Below are 26,686 nucleotides of genomic sequence, written 5' to 3' on the forward strand. Positions count from 1 at the left end.
TAGCTTCAACGCTCCTAGCTTCAACGCTCCTAGCTTCAACGCCGCAGCCGCTCCAGCACCCCGTCCAACGTATCCAGGTCGCTGTAATGAATCACCAGCCGGCCCTTGCCGCTGCGGCCGTGGGCGAAGCTGACCTTGGTGCCCAGCGATTCGGACAGTTCGGTCTCCAGCGAGGCGATGTCCGCCTGCGGCTCGGCCTTGGCCGGGGCCTTCCTGCCCTGTGCGCCGGGCACCTTGCCGGCGGCGAACTGCTGGGCGCGGTACTCGACCTCGCGCACCGACCAGCCCTGTTCGGCCGCATCGGAGGCCAGCTTGCTGGCCAGCTCCGGGGAGAGCGTCAGCAGCGCGCGGGCGTGGCCCATCTCCAGCCGGCGCGCTTCCAGCAGGGCGCGGATGGCCGGCGGCAGTTCCAGCAGGCGCAGCAGGTTGGACACCGCCGCGCGCGAGCGGCCCACGGCCTGCGCCGCCTCGGCATGGGTCAGGGAGAACTCGTTGATCAGGCGCTGCAGCGACTGGGCTTCTTCCAGCGGGTTGAGGTCCTCGCGCTGGATGTTCTCGATCAGCGCCATGGCGATGACCGTGCGGTCGTCCAGCTCGCGCACCACCACCGGCACTTCGTCCAGGCCGGCGATCTGCGAGGCGCGCCAGCGGCGCTCGCCGGCGACGATCTCGAACTTGCCCGGCGCCAGCTCGCGCACCACGATCGGCTGGATCACACCCTGGGCGCGGATCGAATCGGCCAGCTCGTCCAACTTGGCCGGGTCCATGGCCTGGCGCGGCTGGTACTGGCCCGGCTGCAGCTGGGCCACCGGCAGCGTGCGCAGCGCCTCGCCGGGCTGGGCCTCGGCGTCCGGCGGCGGGGCTTCGGTGGCCTTCGGGCCGAGCAGGGCTTCCAGTCCGCGGCCCAGGCCGCGCTTCTTCGGGGCTGCCATCGTCAAAGCGTCTCCATGGGAACCAGGGCCGGGCGGTTGCGTTCCTGCTGCCGGCGCAGCACTTCGCCGGCCAGGCCCAGATAGGCCACGCCGCCGCGCGAGGCGCGGTCGTAGCCGACGATGCTCTGGCCGTGGCTGGGCGCCTCGGCCACGCGCACGTTGCGCGGCACGATGGTGCGGAACACCTTGTCGCCGAAATGCTCGGTCAGCTCGCCGGACACGGCGTTGGCCAGGTTGTTGCGGATATCGAACATCGTGCGCAGCACGCCTTCGATCTCCAGTGTGGGGTTCAGCCGCGCGCGAATGCCTTCGATGGTGTCCATCAGCGCACTCAGGCCCTCCAGGGCGTAGTACTCGCACTGCATCGGCACCAGCACCGCATCGGCGGCCACCAGGGCGTTGAGGGTCATCAGCGACAGCGCCGGCGGGCAGTCGATGATGATGAAGTCGTAGTCCGGGCGCACCGGTTCCAGCGCTTCCTTCAGCCGCAGCTCGCGCGCCGGCTTGTCCATCAGCTCCACTTCGGCCGCGGTCAGGTCGATATTGCCCGGCAGCAGGTCGAACTCCTCCGGCGTACGCACGATGGCGGCCTTGATCTGCGCCTCGCGCATCAGCACGTCGCAGGTTGAGTGCTCCAGCTCGCGCTTGTCCACGCCGCTGCCCATCGTGGCATTGCCCTGGGCGTCCAGGTCCACCAGCAGCACCCGCTGGGCATTGCGGGCCAGGCCGGCGGCGAGATTGACCGCGGTGGTGGTCTTGCCGACGCCGCCTTTCTGGTTGGCAATGGCGATGATGCGGGCCATGGGAGCCTTGAACCGGGTGAGGGAGGACCCGGGATTATGCGGCCTTCGGGGCCTGCCGTCCCACCTCGACCAGATGGCGCTCGCCCGCAAGTCCCGGTACGGTGAGCCGATGCACGGCCAGCGCCGCCCAGCCCGCGGGCAGCTCGGCGATCTCATCGGCCGGGTGGACGCCTTTCATCGCCAGCAGCTTTCCGGCCGGCGCGAGCAGGTGGCCGCCCACTTCCAGGATGCCGGCCAGGCGGTCCAGCGCGCGCGCGGTGAGCAGGTCGAAGGCGCCAGCATCGGGCACCGCCTCGGCGCGGGATTCGGCCACGCGGGCGTTGCCCAAGCCCAGCTGCCGCACTGCCTCGCGCAGGAACCGCGCCTTCTTGCCATTGCTCTCCACCAGCGTGACCTGCAGGCCCGGGTGGGCGATGGCCAGCGGAATGCCGGGCAGGCCGGGGCCGGTGCCCAGGTCGGCCAGGCGCCCGGCCGCGACATGGCCGGCCATGGACAGCGAGTCGAGCAGGTGCACGGTGACCATCTGCCGCGGGTCGCGGATGGCGGTCAGGTTGTAGGTGCCGTTCCAGCGGTGCAGCAGGGCCAGGTAGGCCAGCAGCGGCTCGGCCAGGGCCGCGTCCAGCGACAGTGCCGCCAGGCCGCGTTCCAGCTCGGGCCGCACCTCGGCGGGCAGGGAAGCATCATTCATGGCCGGCATTATCGCAGCCGGCGCGGCCGCGCAGGGGCGCTCACCGCTCACGGCGCAGGCTGCGCGCGCCAGGCCGCGGCGGCCAGGTAGCCGGGCGCGGCCTGCCATTGGTGCAGCGTCCACTGGCGCGCCAGGCCCAGGCGCGCATCGCAGTCGATGAGTTCCAGGCCCTGCCGGCCTTGGGCGAAGCACAGCTTCTCCAGCCCGAAGGCGATGCCGTAGCCATGGGCCTTCAGCACCGCCTCCTTGGCGCACCAGATGCGCAGGAAGGTTGCTTCACACAGCGGCGGCGGCAGCGATTGCAGCCAGGCGTGTTCGCGTGGGTGGAAGAAGCGGGCGGAAAGCTCCAGCGCACGCGGTCGCGGCTTGATGTACTCCAGGTCCATGCCCAGCTGCACGCCGGGCCCGAAGCCGATCAGCAGGCCCTGGCCACTGTGGCTCCAGCCGACGTCGTGCGCCGCCAGTGCGCCGTGCAGCTGCGGGCGTGTGCGCTCATCGCGCGTCAGCGGCACGGCCTGCTCGGTCATGCCGGTCCATCGCGCCAGCCAATGCCGGGCCATGGGCTCGCCGCTGCGGCCGTGCACATGCGGCTCCAGCGCCACCTGCAGCGGACCGATGCGCCATTGCGCCGATGTTGCAAGCGATTCAGTCACGTGCACAAACCCAGGGAAACGCGATGCGGCAACGCAGTATGCAACCGCTTGGCGTGTGAAGACAGCCGCCTGCGGTCATGCGAAAACCCCGTGAAAACGCCTAAAATCAGCCGATTGTTTGCACGGGGGGTTCACGCCGCCGGCGGCTTAATCGTTCCCAGCCCTGGCGGCAGGGCCTCACACACTGACAGGAGAGCAGACATGGGCATCATCATCTGGTTGATCGTGGGCGGCATCGTGGGCTGGCTGGCCAGCATCATCATGCGTCGCGACGCGCAGCAGGGCATTCTGCTGAACATCGTGGTCGGTATCGTTGGCGCGGCCATCGCCGGTTTCCTGGGCGGCGGCAGCATCAATGAAGGCATCACGGTCGCCACCTTCCTGTGGTCGTTGCTGGGTGCGGTGATCCTGCTGGCCATCGTGAATCTCTTCACCCGCAAGAGCGTGCGCTAAGCGCGCGGACCGAGACACCAACGCCAGTCCAAACGCGTTGCCAAAGGCCCGGCATTGCCGGGCCTTTTTTGTGCTTGCAAGTTGCGGCCTGGCCGTCAGGCAAGCTGGACCCAGGCCGGGGCGTGGTCGCTGGGACGGTCCCAGGTGCGCGGCTCACGGTCGATGCCGGCGTCGATGGCCTCGGCCTTGAGCGCGTCGGACACCAGGGTCAGGTCGATGCGCAGGCCCAGGTCGCGGCGGAAGCCGGCGGCGCGATAGTCCCACCAGCTGAAGACGCCGGCTTCCTGGTGGTGCAGTCGGAAGGCATCGTGCAGGCCCAGGTCCAGCAGCGCCCGCAGCGCCTCGCGTTCGGCGGCCGAGGTGAGGATGTGCTGCTCGTTCCACACCGCCGGGTCATGCACGTCGCGCGCATCGGGCGCGATGTTGAAATCGCCCAGCACCACCAGCTTCGGGTAAATGGCCAGCTCGCTGCGCACCCATTCGCGCACCGCTTCGAGCCAGCGCAGCTTGTAGCCGTACTTCTCCGTGCCCACGTCCTGGCCGTTGACCACGTAGAGATTGATGATGCGCACACCGCCCACGGTGCCGGCGATCACGCGTTGCTGCGCGTCCTCGAAGCCGGGGATGCCGATCTGCACGTCCTGCGCGGGCTGCCGCGACAGCAGGGCGACGCCGTTGTAGGTCTTCTGCCCGGCGAACACGCTGCGATAGCCGGCCTCCAGCAGGGCGGTGTCCGGGAATTTGTGGTCCTCCAGCTTGGTTTCCTGGATGCCGACGACGTCCGGCGCGAAATCGGCCAGCCACTGCTGCAGGTGCGGCAGGCGCACATTGAGCGAATTGACGTTCCAGCTGGCGATCTTCATGCGGGTTCTAACCTGTTGAAATGATTGAATGGGAGCGCATCGGCGGTCGCGGCTCCATCCTTGCCTCGCCTGGCTCGGCAGGCGGCTGCGAACCGAGTACGCAGCCGCCTGCGGCCTTATTTCATCACAGGCTCCGGATTTGGCATGCGTCGATGCGTTGGAGAGGGACCCACTGGTGGATGGAAGAGCGTCATCCACCCTACGCGGTCACTGCCGTTGCGATGGGTGCGTGTTGCGACGATGGTGGATGGAAAGCGCGTCATCCACCCGACGTAGGGTGGACAACGCGAAGCTTGTCCACCATGGCGATCGCGCATGCGGCCTACAATCGCCGCCATGAACAACCTGCGCCCGTACCTGGACAAGACCCCGCAATTGGGGCAACGCGTGTATGTCGATCCTGCCTGCACGGTGATCGGCGATGTGGTGCTGGAGGACGATGTCTCGGTGTGGCCGGGCACGGTGATCCGCGGCGACGTCAACCACGTGCGCATCGGGGCGCGCACCAACGTGCAGGACGGCACCATCATCCACGTCAGCCACGACAGTCCGTACAACAAGGGCGGCTACCCGACCCTGATCGGCGCGGACGTCACCCTGGGCCACGGCACCATCATCCATGCCTGCACGATCGGCGATGCCTGCCTGATCGGGATGGGGGCGATCATCCTGGATGGCGCGGTGATCGAGCCCAACGCCTTCGTCGCCGCCGGCGCGGTGGTCGGCCCCGGCAAGCGTGTGGGCAGCGGCACGCTGTGGGTGGGTAATCCGGCGCGGCCGGCGCGCGCGCTGTCGGACAAGGACATCCAAGGCCTGCTGTATTCGGCACAGCACTACGTGCGCATCAAGGATCAATACCTGGCGCAAGGCGGCTGAGCCCGGCCCCGCCTTGCCAGCGCCGCCCGCTCTCGGCGACACTTCGGCCGCGGGCATGGGGATGCCCAAGGACGGGGAACCGAAGATGAAACACGTGTCGTTGCGCGGCCTGCTGGTCGCCTCGTTGCTGATGTGCGCGCTGCCGGCGTGGGCCCGGCAGGACCAGGATGGGGCCTCCAGCGCCGAGGCGTTCGTTGACTCGCTGCACTTCCGCAGCGGCCAGATCCAGGTGCCGGAAGCCAAGGCGCATTTCCAGCTCGGGCCGGAGTTCCGCTACCTGGACAAGGCCGATGCGCGCCGGGTGCTGGAGCAGTTCTGGGGCAACCCGGAGGACGACAGCGTACTGGGCATGGTGGTGCCGGCCTCGACCTCGCTGGCCGCCGACGACAGCTGGGCGGTGGTGGTGACCTATTCGGACGAGGGGTATGTCTCGGACGAGGACGCGGCCAAGATCGACTACGACGGCATGCTCAAGGACATGCAGGGCGCCACGCGCGAGGCTAACGCCGAACGCGAGAAGGCTGGGTTCGGCCGCGTCGAGCTGGTCGGCTGGGCGGTGCCGCCGCGTTACGACGCGGCCAGCAAGAAGCTGTACTGGGCCAAGGAGCTGGACTTCAACGGCGCCGCGCAGCACACCCTGAACTACGACATCCGCGTGCTGGGACGTCATGGCTACCTCAGCCTCAACGCGGTGGCCGGCATGGGCGAGCTGCAGCAGGTGCAGGCCGGCATGCAGCAGCTGCTGCCGATGACCGAGTTCGACAGCGGCGCGCGCTATGCCGACCACAACCCGTCCACCGACAAGGTCGCCGCTTACGGCGTGGCCGCGCTGATCGGCGGTGGCCTGGCGGCCAAGACCGGCCTGCTGGCCAAGCTCGGCCTGCTGCTGGCCAAGGGCTGGAAGCTGGGGCTGATTGCCGTGGTCTTCCTGGGCGGGCTGGTGCGCAAGCTGTTCTCGCGCGGCGAGCGCGAGTCCAAGGCGGCCTAGGGCCGCGTCTGCCGCTCCAGCCAGGTCAGCCGCATCAGCGCATCCTGGCGCGAGCTGCCGCACATGTCCGGCTGCGGCCGCAGCGAGGCGCAGAACGCCGGGCGCTGCGGCTGCCCGAACAGCCGGCAGCGCAGGTCGGCGTCCAGCTGCACGCAGGGCACGCCCGCCGGCTTGCCCTGCGGCATGCCGGGGATCGGCGAGGTGATGGAGGGGGCGATGCAGCAGGCGGCGCAGCCGCTGCGGCAGGCAGGTGCGGACATGCGTGCCAGTTTAGCGCCGGGCCTGTGCAGTGCCGGCACCGGGACGTTACAGTTCCGGCCTGAACGACGCGGACGCGACCGGCGCCCGCGGCAAGCCAGAGGACATCGAACGCGCATGCCAGCCCACGCAGCGCCGGCCAGGAGGCCGCATTGATCGACCGCCCCGACCCGCACGGCCGGACCCGCTGATGCTGGACACCACCCGCGATGTGCTCACGCCCGAAGGCGTGGCCCTGCAGCTGCCGGCCGCCGGGCCGGTGCCGCGTGCGGTGGCCTGGGGGATCGACCTGGCCGTGCGCCTGGCCGCGCTGTCGGTGTCGGGCATGGTGCTGGCGGTCATTCCCGGCATGGGCGGCGGGATTCAGCTGATCGTGATGTTCCTGGTGTACTGGGCCTATCCCATCGTGCTGGAGGCGCTGTGGGACGGGCGCACCGTGGGCAAGCGCGTGCTGGGCCTGCAGGTGGTGGCCGCCGACGGCGGCCCGGTGGGCTGGATGGCGGCCATCGCCCGCAACCTGCTGCGCACCGTGGACATGCTGCCGTTCGGCTACGCGCTGGGCCTGCTCAGCTGCCTGGCCGATGCCCACGGCCGTCGCCTGGGCGACCTGGCCGCCGGCACCCTGGTGGTGCATGCCCAGCGCGAACCGGCGCATGCGCCGGCGCCGGTCAACGCGGTGCTGGCGCCGCCGCTGCCGCTGCGCCCGGACGAGCACGCGGCCATCGTCGCCTTCGGCGAGCGCGCGCCGCGGCTGACGCCCGAGCGCCAGCAGGAACTGGCCGACATCGCCGAACCGCTGACCCGCGCGCGCGGCCAGGCCGGGGTGCTGCGGCTGTACGGCATCGCCAACTGGTTGCTGGGGCGCACATGAAGCAGGAGCAGTTCGTCGCCCGCCACCAGCCGGAATGGAACGCCTTCGAGCACTGGCTGCAGACCCGCGGGCAGGCACGCAAGGCGCGCGGCACCGCCAATGCCGGCGTGCTGGGCGATGACCAGGTGCCGCAGGCCTATCGGCGCCTGTGCCAGCAGCTGGCGCTGGCGCAGCGGCGGGGCTACAGCCCGGTGGTGACCAACCGCCTGCAGGACCTGATGCAGCGCGGCCACGGCCTGCTGTACCGCACGCGCGCGCCGCGCTGGCGGGCGGCGCTGGAGTTCGTGCTCGCCGACTTCCCGCGGCTGGTGCGCAGCGAGGCGTTGTGCATGTGGGTGGCCACGGCGTTGTTCGTGCTGCCGCTGGGGGCGGTGTTCATCGCCCTGCAGGTGCGCCCTGAGCTGGTCCACGGCCTGATGGGCCCGCAGCAGCTGGCCCAGCTGGAAGCCATGTACGACCCGGCCAGTGCGCACAACCGCATCGGCCGGGAAAGCGGCGGCGACTGGCAGATGTTCGGCTACTACATCATGAACAACATCAGCATCGGCCTGCGCACCTTCGCCAGCGGCCTGTTGTTCGGCGTCGGGTCAATGCTGGTGCTGGTGTTCAACGGCCTCACCATCGGTGCGGTGTTCGGCCACCTGCAGCAGATCGGCTACAGCGACACGCTGTGGCGCTTCGTATGCGGGCATGGCGCGTTCGAGCTGACCGCCATCGTCATCGCCGGCGGCGCCGGGCTGCAGCTGGGCCTGGGCTGGCTGGCGCCGGGCCAGCGCAGCCGCCGCGACGGCCTGGTCCATGCCGGCACCAAGGGCGCCAAGCTGGCGCTGGGCGTGGCCTTGATGCTGCTGGTGGCGGCTTTCATCGAGGCGTTCTGGTCGTCCATCAACTCCATCCCCGCGCCGATCAAATACAGCGTGGCCGGGGTGCTGTGGCTGCTGGTGTTCGCCTGGCTGTGGCGCGGCGGCCGCCAGCTGGGGCCGCTGGAATGAGGCTGGACCAGCTCACCGTGCGCCTGCGCGCGCGCACCGCCTGGGAGGCCGAGGAGCTGGGAATCGCGCTGGTGCGGCGGCACGCCGCGGCCATCTGGAAACCCTGGCTGCTGGCCAGCCTGCCGGTGTTCGCGCTGATCGGCGCGCTGACCAGCTGGCTGGAGCGGCCGTGGCTGGCGATGTGGCTGCTGTGGTGGATCAAGCCGCTGTTCGACCGCATCCCGCTGTTCGTCATCTCGCGCGCGACCTTCGGCCAGGTGCCGGGCACGCGGCAGACCCTGGCCGCGCAGCTGCGCTGGGGGTGGCGGCCGATGCTGGGCTATCTGACCTGGCGGCGGCTGAGCCCGGCGCGTTCGCTGCTGATGCCGGTGGACCTGCTGGAGGGCAGCGGCGCCGGCGGCCCGCAGCAGCGCCAGCGCCGGCGCGTACTCGGCCAGCCGGTGTACCTGCATGCCGGTCTGCTGACCTGGGTCTGCGTGATGTTCGCGCAGGCGCTGACCCTGGCCTGCATCGCGCTGATCTTCATGTTCGTGCCGGTCGATGACCTGCCCGAAGCCGGGCGCGCGGCCTGGACCATGGCCACCGAGGATCCGCCGTGGTGGGCCTGGATGATCGTGGCGGCCTTCATGTGGCTGGCCGAGACGCTGGTGGAGCCGTTCTATGTCGGCGCCGGCTTCGGCCTGTATCTCAACCGCCGTACCCAGATCGAAGCCTGGGACGTGGAGATCGTGTTCCGGCGCATGCGCCAGCGACTGACCGCCAGCAGCCTGTCGGTGCTGCTGCTGGGCGCGCTGTCGCTGGGCGCACAGGCGCCGGCCCAGGCGCAGGCGCGCGATCCGGCACCGGCCGTCGCGCCGCAGCAGCAGGCGCAGGTCGGTCCGGACGAGGACGAGGAAGAGGATGAGGCGGAAACCGGCGCCTCGCTGCAGGACGTGTTCGGCCAGGACCAGGCCGGCATCGACGATGCCGCCTTCGAGCGCGCCGCGGCCAAGGCCTACCAGGACCCGCTGCTGGGCAGCCAGCGCACGGTCAAGCGCTGGGAGGCGCGCGATCCGAAAGAGGACGCGGCCTCGGCCAAGCCCTCGCTGCCCTGGCTGGCGGCCTTTGGCAGCGTGATCGCTTTCCTGGGCGAATGGGGGCTGTGGATGCTGGCCGCGCTGCTGGTGATCCTGCTGCTGTGGACCGCGCCGTACTGGCTCAAGTGGATGCGTGGGCTGCGCCAGGAGCCGGTCCAGGCCGCGCCGCAGCGCAGCCAGGCGGTCGAGCCGGTGCTGCCGCTGCCGCCGGACGTGGCGACCCAGGCGCGCGCGCTGTGGGCCAGGGGACGCGCGCGCGATGCGCTGGCGCTGCTGTACCGGGCCAGCGTGGAGGCCATGGTGCTGCGGGCCGGGGTGACGCTGGCCCCGGGCGCGACCGAGGCCGAGTGCCTGCGTGCGGCCCGGCGCATGCCCGAGGCGGCCGACCGCGCCAGCTTCGCGCAGGCCGTGCGGGTGTGGCAGTACGCGGCCTATGCGCAGACGCTGCCGGACGATGCCGCCTTCGACAGCTTGGTCGGCGACTTGCAGCAGCGCTTCGGGTGGCGCGCATGAGCCGGGTGCGCAGCGGCTCCAGCAGCGTGCGTGGCGCCAAGGGCGGGCTGCTGTTCCTGCTCGCGCTGGTCGTGGTGGTGCTGGGGACCGGCTGGTTCCTTGGCAACTTCGAACGGGTCGAGCACACCATCGACCTGCCGCCGCGGGGCGAGGCCGGCTACAACCCGCTGTACGCGCTGCGGCAGACGCTGCGCGCGGCCGGGGTGCCGGCCGAGTCGCGCATGCGCGCGGACCTGGCCAAGCAGCCGCTGGCGCCCCGCGACACCTTGCTGGTGCTGGGCGACCCGCGCGCGATCGGCCCGGTCGAGCGCGAGCGCCTGCTGGACTGGGTATGGGCAGGCGGCCATCTGATCGTGCGCACGCCGCCGGCCGAAGCCTGGGAGCGCCAGATCCAGGTGCCGCTGCTGGAAGCGCTGGACGTGCAGGTCCTGGAGCGGGACAGCGACTGCCTGTCGCTGACGATCCAGGGCCAGGACCCGCACAGCGAGTTCTGCTCCGGCCGCCGCTTCACCTTCGAGGAGGTCGAGCCCGAGCTGGCCTGGGGCGACCTGCAGGCCGGCTATGCCTACGCGCGCCTGGGCTACGGCGAAGGCTATGTCGATGTGCTGGCGGACATGGATTTCCTCACCAACGATGGCGGCCTGGCCGGCAATGTCTTCGGCCTGGGCCAGGGCCGCAGGACCGGCGGCCTGCGCGACGTGCCGCACCAGCGCATGGCCCTGCGCATCCTGGCGCCCAATTACGGCCAGGGCACGGTGCATCTGATCTACGGGGCCAAGGCGCCCTCGCTGCTGCGCACGCTGCTGGTCAACGGCTGGCCGGTGTGGCTGCCCCTGCTGCTGGCGGTGCTGGCCTGGCTGTGGGCGCGCATGCAGCGTTTCGGCCCGCTGCTGCCTCCGCCGCCGGGCGATCGCCGCTCGCTGCTGGAGCACGTGCGCGCCAGCGGCGAGCACCTCTACCGCTACGGCAAGGGCCCGCTGCTGTACGCGGCCGTGCGCCAGGCTTTCCTGCTGCGGCTGCGCCGGCGCGATCCGCTGGCCGCCTCGCTGGGCGGTCAGGCCCAGGCCGAGCTGCTGGCCCAGCGCCTGGGCCTGGACGCGGCGCGCATCGTCCAGGCCCTGCAGGTCCCGGCCGGCAACGCCGACGCCCAGTTCCGCGACCGCATCTCCCTTCTGATCCACATGAGGAACCGACTATGACCGAGATTCCGCCGCTCCCCTCGGTGCCTGCCCACGACGACGCCGTGGCCGCACGGGTGCGCACGCTGCGCGATGAGGTCGCCAAGGCCTTCATCGGCCAGCACGAGGCGCTGGACCAGATCCTGATCGCGCTGCTGGCCGGCGGCCACGTGCTGATCGAAGGCGTGCCCGGGCTGGGCAAGACCCTGCTGGTGCGCGCGCTGGCCCAGGCCATGGACCTGACCTACGCACGCGTGCAGTTCACCCCGGACCTGATGCCCAGCGACATCAGCGGCCATGCGGTCTACGACCCCAAGACCGAGGGCTTCAAGATCCGCCGCGGCCCGGTGTTCACCCACCTGCTGCTGGCCGACGAGATCAACCGCGCCCCGGCCAAGACCCAGTCGGCGCTGCTGGAGGTGATGCAGGAAGGCCAGGTCACCATCGAGGGCAAGCCCTTTTCGCTGCCGCCGCCGTTCATGACCCTGGCCACGCAGAACCCGGTGGAGCAGGAGGGCACCTATCCGCTGCCCGAGGCGCAGCTGGACCGCTTCCTGCTGAAGGTGCTGATCGGCTATCCGCAGCTGGAGGACGAAAAGCGCATGGTCGATGCCATCACCACCGGCCGCATCAGCAGCGATTTCGACCTCAGCGCGGTGCAGCGGGTGGCCACGGCCGAGGACGTGCAGACCCTGCAGCGCGCCACGGCCGCGGTGACGGTGGATGCGCAGGTGATCGACTATGCCGTGCGCATCGTGGCGGCCACGCGCAACTGGCCGGGCATCTCGCTGGGCGCCGGCCCGCGCGGCAGCATCGCTCTGGTGCGCGCGGCGCGCGCGCAGGCGGTGCTGGCCGGTCGCGGCTTCGTCACCCCGGACGATGTGCGCGAGATCGCCAGGCCCGCCCTGCGCCACCGCATCGCGCTGGCCCCGGAGCTGCAGATCGAAGGCCAGTCGCCGGACGATGTGCTCACCGCACTGCTGGCCAAGGTGGAGGCGCCACGCAAGTGATTGCACGGGCGATGCCGGCATCGCGATCGGGCCGCCTCGGCCGCGCGCGCGCGCACCAGGCACGGGCGCTGCCCGCCGATGGCCCGCGGCCGCCGGGCGCGCTGTGTCCATGCACGAAGGACTGGGCGCGATGAGACCGGCACCGCTGCTGCTGGTGTTGCTGGTGGCCTGGTCGCTGCTGGGACTGGCGCTGTTCCTGCTGCCGGTGCCGCTGTGGAGCTGGCAGCTGTTCGGTGGCGCGCTGGGCCTGCTGGTGCTGGTCGATGGCCTGCGCCTGTACCGGCAGCCCTCGCCGCTGGTCACGCGCCGCGTGCCCGACGCGCTGGCGCTGGATGTCGAGCGGCCGGTCACCCTGACCCTGCAGCCGCAGGTGAAGCGACAGTTCGCGCAGGTGCACGACCTGCACCCCGGCGGCTGGGACATGCGCGACCTGCCGCAGCGGGTGCAGCTGGTGGCCGATGAAGCCTTGAGCCTGACCTATCGGCTCAAGCCCACCGCCCGCGGCGATGCGAGCTTCGTCGGCGTGCAGCTGCGCCTGCGCTCGCCCTGGCGGCTGTGGCGGCAATCGCGGGTGATCGGCGCGCCGCAGTCGGTGCGCGTGTATCCGGACTTCGCTCCGCTGGCGCGCTTTGCCCTGCTCAGCGCCGAGCAGGCCTCGCGGCTGATGGGCGCGCATCTCAAGCGCCGCCGCGGCGAGGGCACCGACTTCAACCAGATGCGCGAGTACCGCGTGGGCGACAGCCTGCGCCAGATCGACTGGAAGGCCACCGCCCGGGCGCGCAAGCTGATCTCGCGCGAGTACCAGGACGAGAAGAACCAGCAGCTGGTGATGATGCTGGACACCGGCCGGCGCATGCTGGCGCGCGAGGGCATGCTGGGGCACTTCGACCATGTGCTCAACGCCTCGCTGGTGGTGTCCTACCTGGCCCTGCGCCAGGGCGATGCGGTGGGCTTGTTCGCCACTGGCGGGCAAAGCCGCTGGGTGCCGCCGCAGCGCGGCCCGGGTGGCATCGACCCGCTGTTGCGCGCCAGCTACGACCTGCAGCCGCAGCCGGTGGCCACCGACTACCTGGCCGCGGCCAGCGAGTTCGTCCTGCGCCAGCGCCGCCGCGCGCTGGTGATGCTGTCCACCAACGTGCGCGATGAGGACATCGAGGACCTGCTGGCCGCGGTGCGCCTGCTCGGCAAGCGCCACCTGGTGTGCGTGGCCAGCCTGCGCGAATCGGTGCTGGATACGGCGCTGACGGCCGAGGTGGAGGACCTGAAGGATGCCATCCACAGCGCCGCCGTGGCCCGCTACCTGGAGCAACGCGCCGCCGCCCACGACCTGCTGCGCAGCCACCGGGTGATGGTGCTGGATGTCACCGCCGAGCAACTGCCCGGCGCGCTGGTCGAGCGCTATCTGGCGGTCAAGCGCGACGGCCTGCTGTAGCGCCCGCGGAAAATCTTTGCGACGCCGGTAGAGCGGGCGTGCGTTGCGAACATGCGGATGCAGCGTTGACGGGAGGGTGAGAGAATCGTTTCAACAGGACCGGCTTTGTTTCGGCCAGACGCAGGGATTTCGTGAAGACTCCACCAGGTTTGCAGGCGCTGATCGACGACGGCGTCATCGATGCCGTGTTGCGGCCGCTCAAGAGCGGCAAGGAGGCGGCTGTTTACGTCGTGCGCAGCGGCGATGAGGTGCGCTGCGCCAAGGTCTACAAGGACATGGCCCAGCGCAGCTTCCAGCAGCGCACGCAGTACCAGGAAGGGCGCAAGGTCCGCGGCAGCCGCGAGGCGCGGGCCATCGGCAAGTCCAGCAAGTACGGCCGCAAGCAGCAGGAAGTGGCCTGGAAGAACACCGAGGTCGAAGCGCTGTACCAGCTGCGCGAGGCCGGCATGCGCGTGCCCGAGCCCTTCGGCTACTTCCATGGCGTGCTGGTGATGGAGCTGGTCACCGACGCGGAAGGATTCTCCGCCCCACGCCTGGGCGAGGTGGAACTGACTCCCCAGCAGGCGCGCGACTACCACGCGGTGCTGATCCGTCAGGTCGTGTTGATGCTGTGCTGCGGGCTGATCCACGGCGATCTGTCGCCGTACAACGTGCTGGTCGCCGCCGACGGGCCGATCGTGATCGACTTCCCGCAGGTGGTCAGCGCCGCCGGCAACAACGCCGCGCGCAGCATGCTGCTGCGCGATGTCAACAACCTCACCGCCTACTTCGGACGCTGGGCGCCGGAGCTGCTGGACACCTGGTATGGCGAGGAGATGTGGAAGCTGTTCGAGGCCGGCGAGCTGTTGCCGGGCACGGTGCTGACCGGCAAGTTCACCCCCGACGCGCGAACCGTGGACCTGGACAGCGTGCGCGAGGCAATCAACGAGGCGCGCCAGGAAGCGCTGATCCGCCAGCAGGGGCGCGAGGCGGCGGCCGAGGACGACTGAGCCTTGCCCCTTCCCCGTAAGGGCCCGCACTGATCCCTTCTCCCGCACGCGGGAGAAGGTGGCGCGAAGCGCCCGATGGGGGCGCTTTGGCCATCAAGCATCGCGCAGCCCCATTCGCCATGTCGGGCACCGTCCCCCGCAGGCGGGGGAAGGGCAAAGTCGCTTTCCTCCTCCCGCAGGCGGCCTGCACAGGTCCCTCCACAGACGGGAGAAAGACCCAACACCGCTCAGAAGTCGGCGCGGAAGCCCAGGCTGACGCGACGGCCCGACAGTTCGTACATGGTCGGGAAAGCCGGGTCGATGGTGTAGCCGGTGGTCGCCTCGTCGGTGAGGTTGATCACTTCCAGGCTGAGCTTCATGTGGTCGTTGAGGCGATAGCCCATCGACAGGTCGGTCTGGCCGTAGGCGTCGCGGTACACCGGGTACATGTTGCGCTCGATGTACTCCACGTACTTGTCCTTGTAGTTGTAGGACACCCGCGCGTCGAAGCGATCGCGCTCGTAGTACAGGGTGAAGTTGTAGGCCTTCTCGGCCAGGCCTTCCGGCGGGGTGGGGATGTCCAGGTCCGAGGCGCCGGTCAGCGAATTGTCCAGCATGGTGTAGTTGGCATTGATGCCCAAGCCCTCCAGCGCCGGGTGCAGCATGCTCAGCGGCAGCTGGGCGACCAGCTCCAGGCCGGTGACCTTGTAGGCGCCGTCGGCATTGACCGGCTGGTACACGTCGAAGTCGTAGTAGCCATCCAGCGAGCCATTGGCGTTGAGCTTCTCCACATTGGGCACCACGCCGGTCAGTTCCTGCCGCACCACGCCCTGGATCTGCTTCCAGAAATACGAGGCCGCCAGCAGGCCGCCGTTGTCCAGGTACTGCTCCAGGCCCACCTCCCACTGCTTGGCCGTGGTCGGCTTGAGGTCCGGGTTGCCGTCGCTGAAGCGGAAGTCGTTCCAGCTGACCGTGCGCTTGTAGGCGATATCGGTCAGCGCCGGGCGCATCAGCGTCTCCGACGCGGCCGCGCGCAGCAGCAGGTTGTGGGCCAGCTCGGCGTTCATGTTCAGGCTCGGCAGGACGTCGCGGTAGCTGCCTTGCTTGGAGATCGGCGTGGCGGTATAGCCGGTGCTGCCGTCGCTGTTCTGCACCTGGTGAAAGCCGGAGGAATCCACCGTGGTGTCCACGCCACGCGCGCCGGCGTTGATGTGCACCGGCACGCGGCCGATGTCGAAATCGAAATTGGCCATCGCGTACAGGCTCAGCACCTGCTCATCGACCTGGTAGAACTGGCCGTCGTCCAGCGGCGTGACGTAGCCGGGATAGCGGAAGATCCGCCGCGCATCGTCGTTGGACACCTGTGCCCATTGCAGCTCCTTGACCTGGTAGGCCTTGCCGCCGGTGATGTCGGTGACGTTGCGCAAGGGGCTGTCGGCCAGCGTGCGGGTATTCACCCAAGCCGTGCTGCCGGCGCCCGGGCCCTGGATCTTGCCCATGCCGTATTCGCGGGTCTTGGACTTGTCGGTGTAGCGCGCGCCGAACTGCACGCTGCTCAATGCCGGCAGGAAGGCCAGGTTCATCTGCCGGGTCAGGTCCAGCTGCGCGGCGTACTTGTCGTCCTTGACCTGCTCGACCTCGGTCTCGTAGGCCTCGAAGCGGTACGCGCCTGGGCTGTTGTACATGTCAAAGCCCGCACTCGGCAGCGTCTCGCCGCCGCGGGCGGTCCAGCGGCTGCGCGAGGGACCATAGGCCACGTGCTTGAGGTTGGCAAAGTCCGAGTCGCGTCGCGCCCCGGAATAGCCGACCAGCGCGTTGACCTTCCAGTCGCCCGGCGCCCAATCCAGGTTGGCGCTGAGCTGGCGGTAGTCGGTCTCGTTGATCCGTTCCTTGCTCAGCATCTCGTGCTGGGTCGCGGTGTAGGAGACATCGCGCAGCACCACCATGCCGTATTGCGAGAGCGTGGTGTCGTCGTAGGCGTGGATGGTGTCCAGTGTGCTGCGGCTGGAGGCGGTGTAGGCGGCGGCGTCGTATTCGTCCTCGGTGGTGTCGAAACCGCCGAGCATCGCGTCCAGGCTAAGGCCAAAGGTGTTGCTGGGCTTGTACTGCAGCGAGGCCGTGGCGCCCCACTGTTCCTGGTCGTTGAGGTAGACGCGGTCGCCGACCTTGTCCTGGAACACGATGCGGCTGGTCTCGTTGCTATCCCGGCGGTCCTTGACGACGATGCCGGCATCGCGCGCCAGCACCGCGGCGGCCTGCGTGCCGCGCGTGCCCGAAGCTTCCAGGAAGCGGCCCATCGGGCGGAAGTTGATGCCGGAGTTGGCATCGGTGCGGTTGGTGCGCTGGGCGCGCGAGTAGGACACCAGTGCGCCCCAGTCGCCCCAGGTGTCGCTGGCGATGAAGGACAGCTTGGGGTCCACTTCCTCGGAGATGGAGTTGTGCGCGGCCTCGGCGGAGAAGGCCAGCTTGCGCTGGTCGAAATCAAAGGGGCGCGCGGTGGCGATCTGCACCGAACCTGCGATGCCGCCCTCCTCGTCGGCCGCCGTCGGCGACTTCTGCACGGTCACGCTCTGCAGCACCTCCGAGGCGAAGATGTCGAACTGCACGTCGCGCCCGCCGCTGCCGGAGGCGGTGGCCAGGTTGTTGATCGAGACCATGGTGAACTCCGAGGGCAGGCCGCGCACGTTCACGCGCGTGCCCAGGCCCTTGTTGCGCTCGATGGTCACGCCGGGCATGCGCTGCATGGCCTCGGCCAGGTTCTGCTCGGGGAAGTCGGCCACGTCGGTGGCCACGATGGAATCGGAGAAGCGCACGTCGTAGCGCTTGAGGTCGGTGGCCTTCTCCAGGGCCTTGCTGTAGGTGCCGGCCACGGTCACCGTGTCCAGCTGCCGGGCCTCGAGCGTGGTGCTGCCGTCCGGCGTCGCCGCGGTCGTCTCCTGCGCCAGGGTGTGGAGTGGCGCGCAGAGCAGGCCGCCGATCAGGGCGTGGCCGATCGCCAGGCTCAACAGCTTCCGGTGGGGGGCGGACAAGGCCGCCTCCCGGCAGGTGGTCATCATCAGGTTGTTCCCCGTTGCATTCGGTGTCGGTGGGCGCGCCGCCCCGCGCGCAAGCGCGGGAAGAAGACAGCTGCCCGTGGGAGGGCCGGAAACCGGCGCGCCGAGGTTAGTGACCGAATGTGATCGCTTTATTTCGAAACGGCATGCGATATGCGGCGTGCGCCGGCGATGCGACGCCTGGTGGCGATTTCGCGGGGCAGGTGCGATCGGCCCGACAACGAGCACACTCAGACAACCGTCATCCCGACCTGCGCCGGGATGACGGGCTCACCTATCGCGTGAGTGCCTGGCTGTGGGCCCGGCTGCGGGCCCGCGCATCAGGCGTAGATCACGCCCTGCGACGGTGGCGCGTCGAGGATGGCGTGCGGCACGAAGCGCGCGCTGTCGCGGGTGATGCGGCCCTCGTCTTCGCGGATGCCCATGCCGCATGCAGCATCGCCAATGACCCAGCTGCCGATCAGCGGGTAACGCCCGGCGAAGGCCGGCAGCAGGTGCATGGCCTGGCGGATGCACGGGCCGGCATAGGGGCCGTCGCTTTCCTGCAGGCTGCCGTCGGGCAGGTGCAGGGTGATGTTGGCGCCTTCGCGCGAGTGCAGCGGCTTGCGCACCCAGCCGGCCGGCAGCGCGCCGCCCTCGTCGAAATGCGCGGCCAGCAGGTTGGGATGCCCCTGGTGGCGTTGCCACAGCAGCGGCAGGATGCCCTTGTTGCTCAGCACCGCCTTCCATGCCGGCTCCAGCAGCTGCAGGCCCGAGCCCGGCAAGGCCTTGCCGAAACTCTCGGCGAACAGGTCCTCCAGCGGGTACAGCTTGAACAGCGTGCCGATCACCACATCGTCCAGGTCGGTGAAACGGCCGTCATCGGACAGGCCGATCTCCTCGATGTCGATCGCCTCGCCCTGCAGGCCGGCCTGCGCCGCGCAGTCGCGCAGGTACTCGACCGTGCCGCGGTCCTCGCCCGAGGCATGCACCGAGGCGAACATCAGCGGCGGCGGCAGGCGCGGGGCAATCTCCGCAAAGCGCGCCACCAGCGCCTCGTGCAGGGCGTTGAACTGGTCAGCGTACTCGGGCAGGCGCCCGGCCTGGCGCTGGTCCTCCAGCCATTGCCACTGGAAGAAGGCGGCCTCGAACAGCGAGGTCGGCGTGTCGTAGTTCAGTTCGTAGAGCTTGGCCGGGCCGTTGCCGTCGTAGGCCAGGTCCAGGCGCCCGTACAGGTGCGGCTGGCGCTGCCGCCAGCTCTCGGCGATCCAGTTCCAGGTGTACTCGGGGATGGCCAGCCTGGACAGCAGTTCCTCGCTGCCGACCACCTCATCCACCAGGTCCATCGCCATGGCGTGCAGCTCGGCGCTGGGGTCCTCGATGTCGTCCTCGATCTGCCGCAGGGTGAAGGCGTAGTACGCGGTCTCGTCCCAGTACGGCGCACCGTCGATGGTGTGGAAATCGAAGCCGCACGCGGCCGCCTGCGCGCGCCAGTCGCCGCGCTCGACAATGGAAAGACGCTGCATCGTTGGAAGGTGCCGAAAAGACGGTGGGGCTTAGCCGCCGAAGCTGCTGCGCCCGGAGCTGCGGCTGCCGAAGCCGCCGCGGCTGACGGTCATGGCACGGTTGGGCTGGTTGGTGACCGGGCTCATGGCCTTGTTGCCGGTGAAGGCGGTGGCGCCACCAAAGGCCTTGGAAGTGTCCGGCTTGACCCAGCCATTGCTGCGGTCCTGGAACGCCGGCGCGCTGGTCAGGCCGGCGCCGCGGTTGTTGAGCATCTGCGACATGAAGAAGCCGGCCATCAGCGGTCCGACGAAGGAGTGCCCCTGGCTGGTGCGCTGTTCCACGCAGCGATCGGCGCTGTACTCCTGCTCGCACTCGGCGCGCGAGGCGTAGCGCGGCGCCTGGTCGGCGGACGCCTGCTGGGCCTTGTCGAAGGCGCTCTTGCAGGCGGCCTGGTCGCCGGTGGCCTGGTAGCAAGCCTCCACGGAGGTGTAGAGGCCTTCCTGGACTTCCGGCTCCTTGCTGCAGGCGCTGAGCAGCAAGGGCGCTGCGCCCATCAACAGCAACGAGGTCGTGCGGGAACGTTTCATCATTGTCGTCTTTGGCGGTGCTGACCACGATGATGCCGAAAACGGCGTGGGCAGGAAACCCACGCCGTCCCAGGAACCGCTTAGATGGGCGGAATGTAATCGGCCAGCCGTGCCTTGAAGAACGGCTCGACCGCGGCCATGTTGCCCTTGACCTGGATGGACTTCGCATCGATGTCGCGGCTCATGCCGAGGACGTCATCGGCCGGCCAGCCCGGCCCGAAGCACCACTGCGTGCTGGGCACGTTGTTCTCCTGCAGGTAGGCCAGCATGCGCCGGGTCGCCTCCTGCGCGCTCTGGTTGCCTTCCGGGTAGCCGTGCTCGCCCAGGTAGCCGCGCTTGCGCCGCTGCCTGAGCCACTCGACGAAGGGCTCGGTCATCCAGATGCCCGTTTCCGGTTTCACGACCTCGTTGCGGTCCTTCCACGCCCCGCCGCCGGTGCCATCGTTGTCCAGGTAGTTGTGCGCCTCGTAGACGATGCGGCCATAGGGATCGGGGATGTCGCCCAGCGCGTCGGACAGCTCCGGCCACAGCCGTGCGCTGGCGAACTGGTTGCCGCAGATGAACACATAGTGCTGGGTGTCGCGGCTGAAGATGCGCGCGGTGGTGTTGGTCGCGGTCTTGAGCCAATGCGCGGCCATGTCCAGGTCGCGGCCGTCGGCCAGCTTTTCCGGGCCCTGGTAGGGCTCGTTCATCAGGCCCCAGCCGAAGATCGCCGGATGGCTGCGGAAGCGGCTGACGATGCGCGCCCACAGGTCGGGCAGGCCGGCATCGTTGTAGAGCTTGCAGCCGGGCGTGCCGATCACCCGGTATTCGTACAGCTTCAGCAGATCGTCGGCGCCATCGAAGTAGCCCTGGTAGAGGAAGGCGCCCTTTCGATAGGTGTCTTGCCAGATCGCATCGTCGGCCGGGTCGGTCACCAGCCTGCCGTCGGGGCCGACCAGCCTGCCAGCGCCATCGCGCCGATAGCCTGACTTGGTCGCGACCCGGTGCGGCAGGCGCATGTAGTCGTGCAGCTCCAGGATGGCCAGCTTGCCCGCCGCGGCGACCCGGTTGAGGACGTCCTCGACCTGCTTGACGTAGCCCGGGTTCAGCGGGCCGCCCTGCCCGGTGCTGAAGCGTTGCGCGGTGGTGGGCAGGCGGAACAGCGGGCATGCGCCGGCCGCGGCGATGTGCTGCTCGGTGATGTCGCGGTAGTGCGTGCCGATCCTGGCGTTCTCGACGTAGTTGTTCGAGGCCAGTCCCGAGAGATTCAGGCCGGCCAGCGGCAGCGTTTTGGTCTGCGCGCTGGCGCGGCCGATCAGGCCGGTGGCTGTCAGCAATCCCAGCGCGGCGCCGCCCTGGACGAAGCTGCGTCGGGTGAGACCGCCGCTGCCTGAGCGGGACTGATGGCCTGGGGGAAGTACTGCATCGGACATGGGGGCGCCTCCTGCGGTGCCGTTGGTGGATTCCTTGACCGCTCCCCCTGCAGCGCGGCGACACGCCCCAGTTTGCCGCGAGCAACGCGTGGCTTTCTGCGAACCAGTTGACAGTCTCGCGGGCGCTTTGCGGCTGTGCTGGTCGTCGATCGTGGCGTGCGCGTTCGGAAACGGCGCGCGGTGCGACGACGCTGCTGTGGCGGCCCTTGCGTGCACGCGCGGTCGATCCGTTGCAGCAGCAACCGAGGAAACGGGCAAGAATAGGTGCCCACGCCAGCCTCGCCGCTCGCCGCCAAGACGTACCCCGCCATGCCCGACTATCGTTCCAAGACCTCCACCCACGGCCGCAACATGGCCGGCGCGCGCGCGCTGTGGCGCGCCACTGGCATGCAGGATGGAGACTTCCACAAGCCCATCATCGCCATCGCCAATTCCTTCACCCAGTTCGTGCCCGGCCACGTGCACCTGAAGGATCTTGGCCAGCTGGTCGCGCGCGAGATCGAGCGCGTGGGCGGGGTGGCCAAGGAGTTCGACACCATCGCGGTGGACGACGGCATCGCCATGGGCCACGACGGCATGCTGTATTCGCTGCCCAGTCGCGAGATCATCGCCGACTCGGTGGAGTACATGGTCAATGCGCACTGCGCCGATGCGCTGGTGTGCATCTCCAACTGCGACAAGATCACCCCGGGCATGTTGATGGCCGCGCTGCGCCTGAACATCCCGACCGTGTTCGTGTCCGGCGGGCCGATGGAGGCCGGCAAGACCCGGCTGGCCGACGGCAACTTCGCCGAGCACAAGCTGGACCTGATCGATGCCATGGTGATGGCCGCCGATCCGAACGCGACGGACGAACAGGTCGCCGCGGTCGAGCGCAGCGCCTGCCCGACCTGCGGCTCGTGCAGCGGCATGTTCACCGCCAACTCGATGAATTGCCTGACCGAGGCCCTGGGGCTCTCGCTGCCGGGCAACGGCACCGTGGTGGCCACCCATGCCGATCGCGAGGCGCTGTTCAAGAAGGCCGGCGTCACCGCGGTGGAGCTGTGCCACCGCTGGTACGGGGCGGAGGATCCGACTGCACTGCCGCGCGGCATCGCCACCTTCGAAGCCTTCGAGAACGCGATGACGCTGGACATCGCCATGGGCGGCTCGACCAATACCATCCTGCATCTGCTGGCCGCCGCGCAGGAGGGCGAGGTGCCCTTCGACATGCGCGACATCGACCGGCTCTCGCGACGCGTGCCGCAGCTGTGCAAGGTCGCGCCGAACACGCAGAAGTACCACATCGAGGACGTGCACCGCGCCGGCGGCATCATGGCGATCCTGGGCGAACTGGCGCGTGGCGGGCTGCTGCACACCGAGGTGCCCACCGTGCATGCCAGGACCCTGGCCGATGCCATCGGCAAGTGGGATGTGGCCCTCAGCGCGGACCAGGCCGTGCAGACCTTCTACAAGGCAGGCCCCGCGGGCATCCCGACGCAGGTGGCCTTCAGCCAGGCCACGCGCTGGCCGTCGCTGGACGTGGACCGCGCGAAAGGCTGCATCCGCAGCGTCGCGCACGCCTATTCGGCCGAAGGCGGCCTGGCCGTGCTTTACGGCAACATCGCACTGGACGGCTGCGTGGTGAAGACCGCCGGCGTGGACGAATCGATCCACGTGTTCGAAGGCACGGCCAAGGTGTTCGAAAGCCAGGACGCGGCGGTCAAGGGCATCCTGGGCGATGAGGTCAAGGCCGGCGACGTGGTGGTGATCCGCTACGAAGGCCCCAAGGGCGGCCCGGGCATGCAGGAGATGCTGTACCCGACCTCGTACCTGAAATCCAAGGGCCTGGGCAAGCAGTGCGCGTTGCTGACCGACGGGCGCTTTTCCGGCGGCACCTCGGGCCTGTCCATCGGCCACGCCTCGCCGGAAGCGGCCGCCGGCGGCGCCATCGGCCTGGTGCGCGATGGCGACAGGATCCTGATCGACATCCCCAACCGCGGCATCAACCTGCTGGTGTCCGAGCAGGAGCTGGCCACCCGACGCGTCGAACAGGACGCCCGCGGCTGGAAGCCGGCCGAAGCACGGCCGCGCAAGGTCAGCACCGCATTGAAGGCCTATGCCCTGCTCGCCACCAGCGCCGACAAGGGCGCCGTGCGCGACAAGGCGCTGCTGGACGGCTGAGATCGCGCCCCTTGCGTTTCGAGGTCATGGAACGCTGTCTGTTCCGCTTGAGGCACGCGTCGGCAGGGCAATGCCGCGCACAGGCGTGTTGATGGCGTAGCGGGTGCTGCGGCCGCCGCCGGGCAGCCGGCGCAGGCAGCCTTTCTCCACAAGATCGGACAGGTGTCGGGTCGCGGTCGCCTTGGATACCTTCTGGCAGGCTCTCAGCTGCGGCGCCAGCGCCTCGGCCTGCCAGTGGAACTGGGGCCAGTCCGGCTGTTGCCAGATCCAGAGAGGCGAGGTCATCGCAATCGTCCTGATGGATGAGCCGAATGAGTCGAGTAATCGGCTCATTGAATGAGCCGATATTCATCCTGATCGGCGCATCCGCCAGTCTTGCGGTCAGGAGCGCCCCGTCACGCTGCCAGTGCTGCTTCAAGGTGTCGCCAGCGGCAGCGGGGTGAACTCCGCCGGCACCCAGGCGAAGGCTTCGTCCTCCTTGCGGATATGGCCCAGACCGGGGAAGGGCAGATGGGCGCCGGCAACCCACCAGCCGGCGTCGGTGGCCTGCTGCATCAGTCGCCGACGTGCGGCGATGGCGGCGATGCGGTCACTGTCGGCCTCGAACGAGGCCTGCGGCTTGGCAAACTGCACGGCGTGGTAGTGGACGATGTCACCCCACACCAGCAGCCGCTGCCCAGCGCCGCCGTCGAACAGATAGGACACATGGCCAACCGTGTGGCCATGCGAATCCAGCGCCTGCACCTCGCCTGGCAGCGCGTCGCCTGGCGCGAACAGGCGCAGGCGGCCCTGGGCTTGATAAGGCGCCACGGCCTTGCGGGCCAGTGGGAAGGCCCGCAAGGCTGCGGCGCGTTGGGCTCGGACGCGGGATCGAGCCAGTAGGCCGCATCGGCCCGGGTCAGCCACAGCCTGGCGTTGGGATAGGCCACCTGGCCCTGCGCACCAAGCACGCCGCACAGATGGTCCGGGTGGGCATGGGTGAGCAGCACGTCGTCCACCTGCGCCGGGTCCACGCCGGCCGCGCGCAGGTTGCTCAGCACCTGGCCCAGGCCGGGGCCGAAGCAGTTGGCGGTACCGGTGTCCACCAGGATGAGATGGGTGCCGTCCTGCACCAGGTAGGCGTTGACCGCGGTCTGCAGGCCCTTGCCGTCCTCAGGCACGTAGCGGCCGTCCAGCAGGCGGGTGATGTTGCCGGCGTCGACGCCGAGCAGCTGCTGGCGCGGCAAGGCCACGGTGCCATCGAACAGCGCGGTCACCCGCAGCCTGCCGATCTGCTGCCGGTAATAGCCGGGCACCTGCGCGGTGGGCCTATCGCTTGCGCTGGCGTGCGCGGCACCGCCGCAGGCGCCGCCCGCGCTCAGCAGGGCCGCGGCGAGTAGCAAACGTGGTGAGAACAGGGTCATGCGGGAGTCTCCAGGGATGCGCGCCGGATGGCGCCCTGGGCACATGCTGGGAGAGGCAGCGCGCGCGAATCGCTCAACCGCCTGCGCGCAACGCTCAGCCGTGCGCGACAGCGCAGCCTTGCGCATCGCGGCCAGCGCACGCGCGCTGGGCGGCTCACGCAGCCCTCGTACTCACTGGCACGCAGGCGAGCGCCGCGGCGTTCAGTCCGGCAACTGGTTGCCGATGCGTGCCGGGTCCAGCCCATAGCGCTGCTGGAAGCGCTGGCTAAAGCTGCGTGCCGAACGGTAGCCCACGCGGGCGGCAACGGTCTTCAACGGCCAGCGCGTGGTGTAGAGCAGTTCCATCGCGCGTGCCAGACGCGCCTCGACGATGAGCTGGCGCAGGGAGGTGCGTTCGGCGGCCAGGCGGCGGCGCAGGGTGGCCCCACTGAGCGACAGCGCCTGCTCGAGATCGCGCGACTGCCAGTCGCGCTCCGGTTGGTCGGCCACCAGCGCCTGCACCTGCGTGGCCAGGGTCGGCTCGGGTGGCAGCAGCAGGCTGCCGTGTCCGCGACGGCAGAGCGTCACCACCATGCCCGCCAGCACCAGCCGTGCTTCGGCGTAGCGCCCTTCGGCGAGCGCCTGACGCCACAGCGGCAATGCCGTGGCGAATTCCTCGATAGGCAGTCGCGCCAGGGCTTGGCCGGGTTGGGGCAGGGGTTCGGCCCAGAGCAGACGCGCGGCCTCCAGCACCTCGGCGCACAGGGGAATCACCGCGGTCAGGTACAGGCCGCTGGCGGCATCGGGCGTGTTGATCACATCGATGCGGCAGGCCCGGGTGGTCAGGAACAGATCGCCCGGCTCAAACGCAAGCAGCTGCGTCGCGCTGCTGACCTGCTTGCGGCCTTGTAGCAGGATCGCCACCTGCGGCCCGGGGATGTCCACCGACTGGGCGCCATGTTCGCGGCGCGCGGCGATGCAGGCGAAACCTTCGGCCCGAGCGCAGTCGGCCAGCGTGGCCAGGTCGGCCAGCAGGGTCTGTCGCGCGGGCAGGGCATGGTTCATTGCCCTGGCATGGTACGCGCGGCGCGCGGCTCGGACAGGATGTCCGCTACGCCCATGCCCACGGAGCCCACATCCGCGCCTGCCCTGTCTGCTGACCGCCCGCCGCTCCCGCGCACTCCGCCGACGACACCCGCCTGGGGGACGTCTAAGCCAAGCAGCTCGAGAGCGTGAAGTTCGTCAGCGGCCGCCGCGCGCGTCACCAGATCAGGTCGTCGGGCACCTTGAAGCGGTCCTGATCGTAGAAGTCGTCGCTGGCGGGCGTGGCGTTGTCCGCCGCCGCGGCCGATGTCTCGCCAACCTTGCGGCCGTGGTCGAGCAGCACACAGGCCCCGTCGCGCTCGTAGACCTTCTGCGCGGCGGCGCGAGGGATCAGTTCAACGCCATCGCCATGACGCACGATCACCAGGGCACCACTGGCCAGTTGCGTGCGAAGCGCGGCATCGACCAGCACGGTGCGGATGCGTTGGCCATCGTTGAAACGGTATTCGATCTCGCCGCCGCGCTTGACCTTGTGCGTGTCGACGATCTGCCGGATCTGCGCCTGCAGCTCCTGGCGCTTGGCCTGGGCGTTGCGCTCGGCGGCCAGGGCACGGTCGCGCTCGGCGCGTTCGGCTTGCAGCTTGGCCGCATCGACCTTGTCCTGATCGACTGGCGGCTTGGCCGGGCCTTTGGCCAGGCGCGCCTTCACCTGATCGCGGGCGATCTGGTCGGCCTTGCCCTTCTTGACCAGGCCGGCCTTGAGCAGCTGTTCCTGCAGGGGATTACGCATGACGGTACTGGGGGAGACTGCGGGTGCGCAGTGTAGCGCCGGGCGTTGGGGACGGCCGCTGGCGTGTGGCGGCTCCTTTCCGCCACCGTCCCAGGGGCCACGATGCGTGCGGTTCAAGGGTGCCTAGAAGATCCTGTCCTGGCCAGCTTGAGTCGGTGGCAGATCGTCCGGCGGGCGCGGCTCTCGTTGCGAAGGAGGCGCTTCGGGAAAGCG

General features: G+C 69.5%; 24 protein-coding genes and 1 pseudogene. 11 read left to right on the forward strand and 14 right to left on the reverse strand.

Translation table 11 applies throughout. The features are described from left to right. Nucleotides 1-35 precede the first annotated feature (35 nt). The 4 genes from EPA99_RS07220 to EPA99_RS07235 are packed head-to-tail and all read right to left on the reverse strand — an operon-like array spanning nt 36 to nt 3,076. Nucleotides 36-932 (reverse strand): ParB/RepB/Spo0J family partition protein, encoded by an 897-nt coding sequence (locus EPA99_RS07220; RefSeq protein WP_129470538.1) that lies wholly within the window; start codon nt 930-932, stop codon nt 36-38. A gap of 2 nt (nt 933-934) precedes the next feature. Then, nucleotides 935-1,735 (reverse strand): ParA family protein, encoded by an 801-nt coding sequence (locus EPA99_RS07225; RefSeq protein ID WP_129470539.1) that lies wholly within the window; start codon nt 1,733-1,735, stop codon nt 935-937. Nucleotides 1,736-1,769: 34 nt separating this feature from the next. Next, the gene (rsmG, locus tag EPA99_RS07230; protein WP_129470540.1) at nt 1,770-2,423 is read right to left on the reverse strand and encodes a 16S rRNA (guanine(527)-N(7))-methyltransferase RsmG; all 654 of its coding nucleotides are present in this window, start codon (nt 2,421-2,423) and stop codon (nt 1,770-1,772) included. Nucleotides 2,424-2,470: 47 nt separating this feature from the next. Further along, a complete protein-coding gene (locus EPA99_RS07235; protein ID WP_241688307.1) occupies nt 2,471-3,076 on the reverse strand; it encodes a 4'-phosphopantetheinyl transferase family protein in 606 nt (201 codons plus the stop codon). A 201-nt stretch (nt 3,077-3,277) separates the two neighbouring features. Between EPA99_RS07235 and EPA99_RS07240 the strand changes: the two genes are divergently transcribed. Next, nucleotides 3,278-3,529, forward strand: coding sequence for a GlsB/YeaQ/YmgE family stress response membrane protein (locus tag EPA99_RS07240; protein WP_129470541.1), 252 nt, complete (start codon nt 3,278-3,280; stop codon nt 3,527-3,529). 95 nt (nt 3,530-3,624) lie between these two features. Here the strand turns inward: EPA99_RS07240 and xth are convergent, their stop codons facing one another. Then, entirely contained in the window at nt 3,625-4,392 is a 768-nt protein-coding gene (gene xth, locus EPA99_RS07245) for an exodeoxyribonuclease III (RefSeq protein ID WP_129470542.1), read from the reverse strand. A gap of 336 nt (nt 4,393-4,728) precedes the next feature. Here xth and EPA99_RS07250 point away from each other — a divergent pair, with 336 nt between their 5' ends. Further along, nucleotides 4,729-5,268 (forward strand): gamma carbonic anhydrase family protein, encoded by a 540-nt coding sequence (locus EPA99_RS07250; RefSeq protein WP_129470543.1) that lies wholly within the window; start codon nt 4,729-4,731, stop codon nt 5,266-5,268. 85 nt (nt 5,269-5,353) lie between these two features. Next, the gene (locus tag EPA99_RS07255; protein ID WP_129470544.1) at nt 5,354-6,256 is read left to right on the forward strand and encodes a DUF2167 domain-containing protein; all 903 of its coding nucleotides are present in this window, start codon (nt 5,354-5,356) and stop codon (nt 6,254-6,256) included. On the opposite strand, the gene EPA99_RS07260 is transcribed toward EPA99_RS07255, so the two are convergent. Beyond that, nucleotides 6,253-6,516 carry a YkgJ family cysteine cluster protein gene (locus EPA99_RS07260; protein ID WP_129470545.1) on the reverse strand — a complete coding sequence of 88 codons (264 nt, stop codon included), beginning with the start codon at nt 6,514-6,516 and terminating at the stop codon, nt 6,253-6,255. The genes EPA99_RS07255 and EPA99_RS07260 overlap by 4 nt on opposite strands. 188 nt (nt 6,517-6,704) lie before the next feature. On the opposite strand from EPA99_RS07260, the gene EPA99_RS07265 reads away from it, so the two are divergent. From EPA99_RS07265 to EPA99_RS07295, 7 genes are all read left to right on the forward strand, one after another. Next, nucleotides 6,705-7,385, forward strand: coding sequence for an RDD family protein (locus tag EPA99_RS07265; protein WP_129470546.1), 681 nt, complete (start codon nt 6,705-6,707; stop codon nt 7,383-7,385). After that, complete coding sequence (locus EPA99_RS07270) at nt 7,382-8,377, forward strand: stage II sporulation protein M (RefSeq protein ID WP_129470547.1); 996 nt, start codon at nt 7,382-7,384, stop codon at nt 8,375-8,377. The genes EPA99_RS07265 and EPA99_RS07270 overlap by 4 nt, the downstream gene beginning before the upstream one ends. Next, nucleotides 8,374-9,966 (forward strand): DUF4129 domain-containing protein, encoded by a 1,593-nt coding sequence (locus EPA99_RS07275; RefSeq protein ID WP_129470548.1) that lies wholly within the window; start codon nt 8,374-8,376, stop codon nt 9,964-9,966. Before EPA99_RS07270 ends, EPA99_RS07275 begins: the two co-directional genes overlap by 4 nt. Next, nucleotides 9,963-11,165 carry a DUF4350 domain-containing protein gene (locus EPA99_RS19075; RefSeq protein WP_129470549.1) on the forward strand — a complete coding sequence of 401 codons (1,203 nt, stop codon included), beginning with the start codon at nt 9,963-9,965 and terminating at the stop codon, nt 11,163-11,165. Before EPA99_RS07275 ends, EPA99_RS19075 begins: the two co-directional genes overlap by 4 nt. Beyond that, complete coding sequence (locus EPA99_RS07285; RefSeq protein ID WP_129470550.1) at nt 11,162-12,154, forward strand: AAA family ATPase; 993 nt, start codon at nt 11,162-11,164, stop codon at nt 12,152-12,154. The genes EPA99_RS19075 and EPA99_RS07285 overlap by 4 nt, the downstream gene beginning before the upstream one ends. Nucleotides 12,155-12,284: 130 nt before the next feature. Beyond that, on the forward strand, nt 12,285-13,586 hold the full coding sequence (locus EPA99_RS07290) for a DUF58 domain-containing protein (RefSeq protein WP_129470551.1): 1,302 nt from the start codon (nt 12,285-12,287) through the stop codon (nt 13,584-13,586). A gap of 131 nt (nt 13,587-13,717) precedes the next feature. After that, complete coding sequence (locus tag EPA99_RS07295; RefSeq protein WP_129470552.1) at nt 13,718-14,575, forward strand: PA4780 family RIO1-like protein kinase; 858 nt, start codon at nt 13,718-13,720, stop codon at nt 14,573-14,575. Between the two features lie 227 nt (nt 14,576-14,802). On the opposite strand, the gene EPA99_RS07300 is transcribed toward EPA99_RS07295, so the two are convergent. From EPA99_RS07300 to EPA99_RS07315, 4 genes are all read right to left on the reverse strand, one after another. Next, complete coding sequence (locus EPA99_RS07300) at nt 14,803-17,583, reverse strand: TonB-dependent receptor (protein WP_241688308.1); 2,781 nt, start codon at nt 17,581-17,583, stop codon at nt 14,803-14,805. A 344-nt stretch (nt 17,584-17,927) separates the two neighbouring features. After that, nucleotides 17,928-19,112: a glutathionylspermidine synthase family protein gene (locus EPA99_RS07305; RefSeq protein ID WP_129470554.1), complete on the reverse strand. Its 1,185-nt coding sequence runs from the start codon at nt 19,110-19,112 to the stop codon at nt 17,928-17,930. Between the two features lie 30 nt (nt 19,113-19,142). Next, entirely contained in the window at nt 19,143-19,679 is a 537-nt protein-coding gene (locus EPA99_RS07310; RefSeq protein WP_129470555.1) for a DUF1190 domain-containing protein, read from the reverse strand. A gap of 80 nt (nt 19,680-19,759) precedes the next feature. Further along, nucleotides 19,760-21,094, reverse strand: a complete 1,335-nt coding sequence (locus EPA99_RS07315; RefSeq protein ID WP_241688309.1) for a glycoside hydrolase family 5 protein — start codon at nt 21,092-21,094, stop codon at nt 19,760-19,762. A gap of 309 nt (nt 21,095-21,403) precedes the next feature. On the opposite strand from EPA99_RS07315, the gene ilvD reads away from it, so the two are divergent. Then, nucleotides 21,404-23,257, forward strand: a complete 1,854-nt coding sequence (gene ilvD / locus EPA99_RS07320; RefSeq protein WP_129470556.1) for a dihydroxy-acid dehydratase — start codon at nt 21,404-21,406, stop codon at nt 23,255-23,257. Between the two features lie 24 nt (nt 23,258-23,281). Here the strand turns inward: ilvD and EPA99_RS07325 are convergent, their stop codons facing one another. The 4 genes and pseudogenes from EPA99_RS07325 to EPA99_RS07340 all read right to left on the reverse strand — a co-directional run bounded on the left by EPA99_RS07325 (nt 23,282) and on the right by EPA99_RS07340 (nt 26,473). Continuing rightward, on the reverse strand, nt 23,282-23,542 hold the full coding sequence (locus EPA99_RS07325) for a DUF4172 domain-containing protein (protein WP_129470557.1): 261 nt from the start codon (nt 23,540-23,542) through the stop codon (nt 23,282-23,284). 129 nt (nt 23,543-23,671) lie between these two features. After that, nucleotides 23,672-24,660 (reverse strand): annotated as a pseudogene (locus tag EPA99_RS07330) (MBL fold metallo-hydrolase). Between the two features lie 201 nt (nt 24,661-24,861). Continuing rightward, on the reverse strand, nt 24,862-25,704 hold the full coding sequence (locus EPA99_RS07335) for a helix-turn-helix transcriptional regulator (RefSeq protein ID WP_129470558.1): 843 nt from the start codon (nt 25,702-25,704) through the stop codon (nt 24,862-24,864). 196 nt (nt 25,705-25,900) lie between these two features. Beyond that, nucleotides 25,901-26,473 carry a DUF2058 domain-containing protein gene (locus EPA99_RS07340; protein ID WP_129470559.1) on the reverse strand — a complete coding sequence of 191 codons (573 nt, stop codon included), beginning with the start codon at nt 26,471-26,473 and terminating at the stop codon, nt 25,901-25,903. Nucleotides 26,474-26,686 lie beyond the last annotated feature (213 nt).

The sequence above is a fragment of the Pseudoxanthomonas composti genome (assembly GCF_004122095.1).
GTDB lineage: Bacteria > Pseudomonadota > Gammaproteobacteria > Xanthomonadales > Xanthomonadaceae > Pseudoxanthomonas_A > Pseudoxanthomonas_A composti.

What these genes read in the sequence shown, in the direction of transcription:
- EPA99_RS07250 (WP_129470543.1), top strand. Translation starts at nt 4,729, where the DNA reads ATGAACAACCTGCGCCCGTACCTGGACAAGACCCCGCAATTGGGGCAA.
- EPA99_RS07265 (WP_129470546.1), top strand. Translation starts at nt 6,705, where the DNA reads ATGCTGGACACCACCCGCGATGTGCTCACGCCCGAAGGCGTGGCCCTG.
- EPA99_RS07285 (WP_129470550.1), top strand. Translation starts at nt 11,162, where the DNA reads ATGACCGAGATTCCGCCGCTCCCCTCGGTGCCTGCCCACGACGACGCC.
- ilvD (WP_129470556.1), top strand. Translation starts at nt 21,404, where the DNA reads ATGCCCGACTATCGTTCCAAGACCTCCACCCACGGCCGCAACATGGCC.
- EPA99_RS07240 (WP_129470541.1), top strand. Translation starts at nt 3,278, where the DNA reads ATGGGCATCATCATCTGGTTGATCGTGGGCGGCATCGTGGGCTGGCTG.
- EPA99_RS07335 (WP_129470558.1), bottom strand. Translation starts at nt 25,704, where the DNA reads ATGAACCATGCCCTGCCCGCGCGACAGACCCTGCTGGCCGACCTGGCC.
- EPA99_RS07255 (WP_129470544.1), top strand. Translation starts at nt 5,354, where the DNA reads ATGAAACACGTGTCGTTGCGCGGCCTGCTGGTCGCCTCGTTGCTGATG.
- EPA99_RS07270 (WP_129470547.1), top strand. Translation starts at nt 7,382, where the DNA reads ATGAAGCAGGAGCAGTTCGTCGCCCGCCACCAGCCGGAATGGAACGCC.
- EPA99_RS07315 (WP_241688309.1), bottom strand. Translation starts at nt 21,094, where the DNA reads ATGTCCGATGCAGTACTTCCCCCAGGCCATCAGTCCCGCTCAGGCAGC.
- EPA99_RS19075 (WP_129470549.1), top strand. Translation starts at nt 9,963, where the DNA reads ATGAGCCGGGTGCGCAGCGGCTCCAGCAGCGTGCGTGGCGCCAAGGGC.
- EPA99_RS07340 (WP_129470559.1), bottom strand. Translation starts at nt 26,473, where the DNA reads ATGCGTAATCCCCTGCAGGAACAGCTGCTCAAGGCCGGCCTGGTCAAG.
- xth (WP_129470542.1), bottom strand. Translation starts at nt 4,392, where the DNA reads ATGAAGATCGCCAGCTGGAACGTCAATTCGCTCAATGTGCGCCTGCCG.
- EPA99_RS07225 (WP_129470539.1), bottom strand. Translation starts at nt 1,735, where the DNA reads ATGGCCCGCATCATCGCCATTGCCAACCAGAAAGGCGGCGTCGGCAAG.
- EPA99_RS07325 (WP_129470557.1), bottom strand. Translation starts at nt 23,542, where the DNA reads ATGACCTCGCCTCTCTGGATCTGGCAACAGCCGGACTGGCCCCAGTTC.
- EPA99_RS07260 (WP_129470545.1), bottom strand. Translation starts at nt 6,516, where the DNA reads ATGTCCGCACCTGCCTGCCGCAGCGGCTGCGCCGCCTGCTGCATCGCC.
- EPA99_RS07290 (WP_129470551.1), top strand. Translation starts at nt 12,285, where the DNA reads ATGAGACCGGCACCGCTGCTGCTGGTGTTGCTGGTGGCCTGGTCGCTG.
- EPA99_RS07220 (WP_129470538.1), bottom strand. Translation starts at nt 932, where the DNA reads ATGGCAGCCCCGAAGAAGCGCGGCCTGGGCCGCGGACTGGAAGCCCTG.
- EPA99_RS07310 (WP_129470555.1), bottom strand. Translation starts at nt 19,679, where the DNA reads ATGAAACGTTCCCGCACGACCTCGTTGCTGTTGATGGGCGCAGCGCCC.
- rsmG (WP_129470540.1), bottom strand. Translation starts at nt 2,423, where the DNA reads ATGAATGATGCTTCCCTGCCCGCCGAGGTGCGGCCCGAGCTGGAACGC.
- EPA99_RS07305 (WP_129470554.1), bottom strand. Translation starts at nt 19,112, where the DNA reads ATGCAGCGTCTTTCCATTGTCGAGCGCGGCGACTGGCGCGCGCAGGCG.
- EPA99_RS07275 (WP_129470548.1), top strand. Translation starts at nt 8,374, where the DNA reads ATGAGGCTGGACCAGCTCACCGTGCGCCTGCGCGCGCGCACCGCCTGG.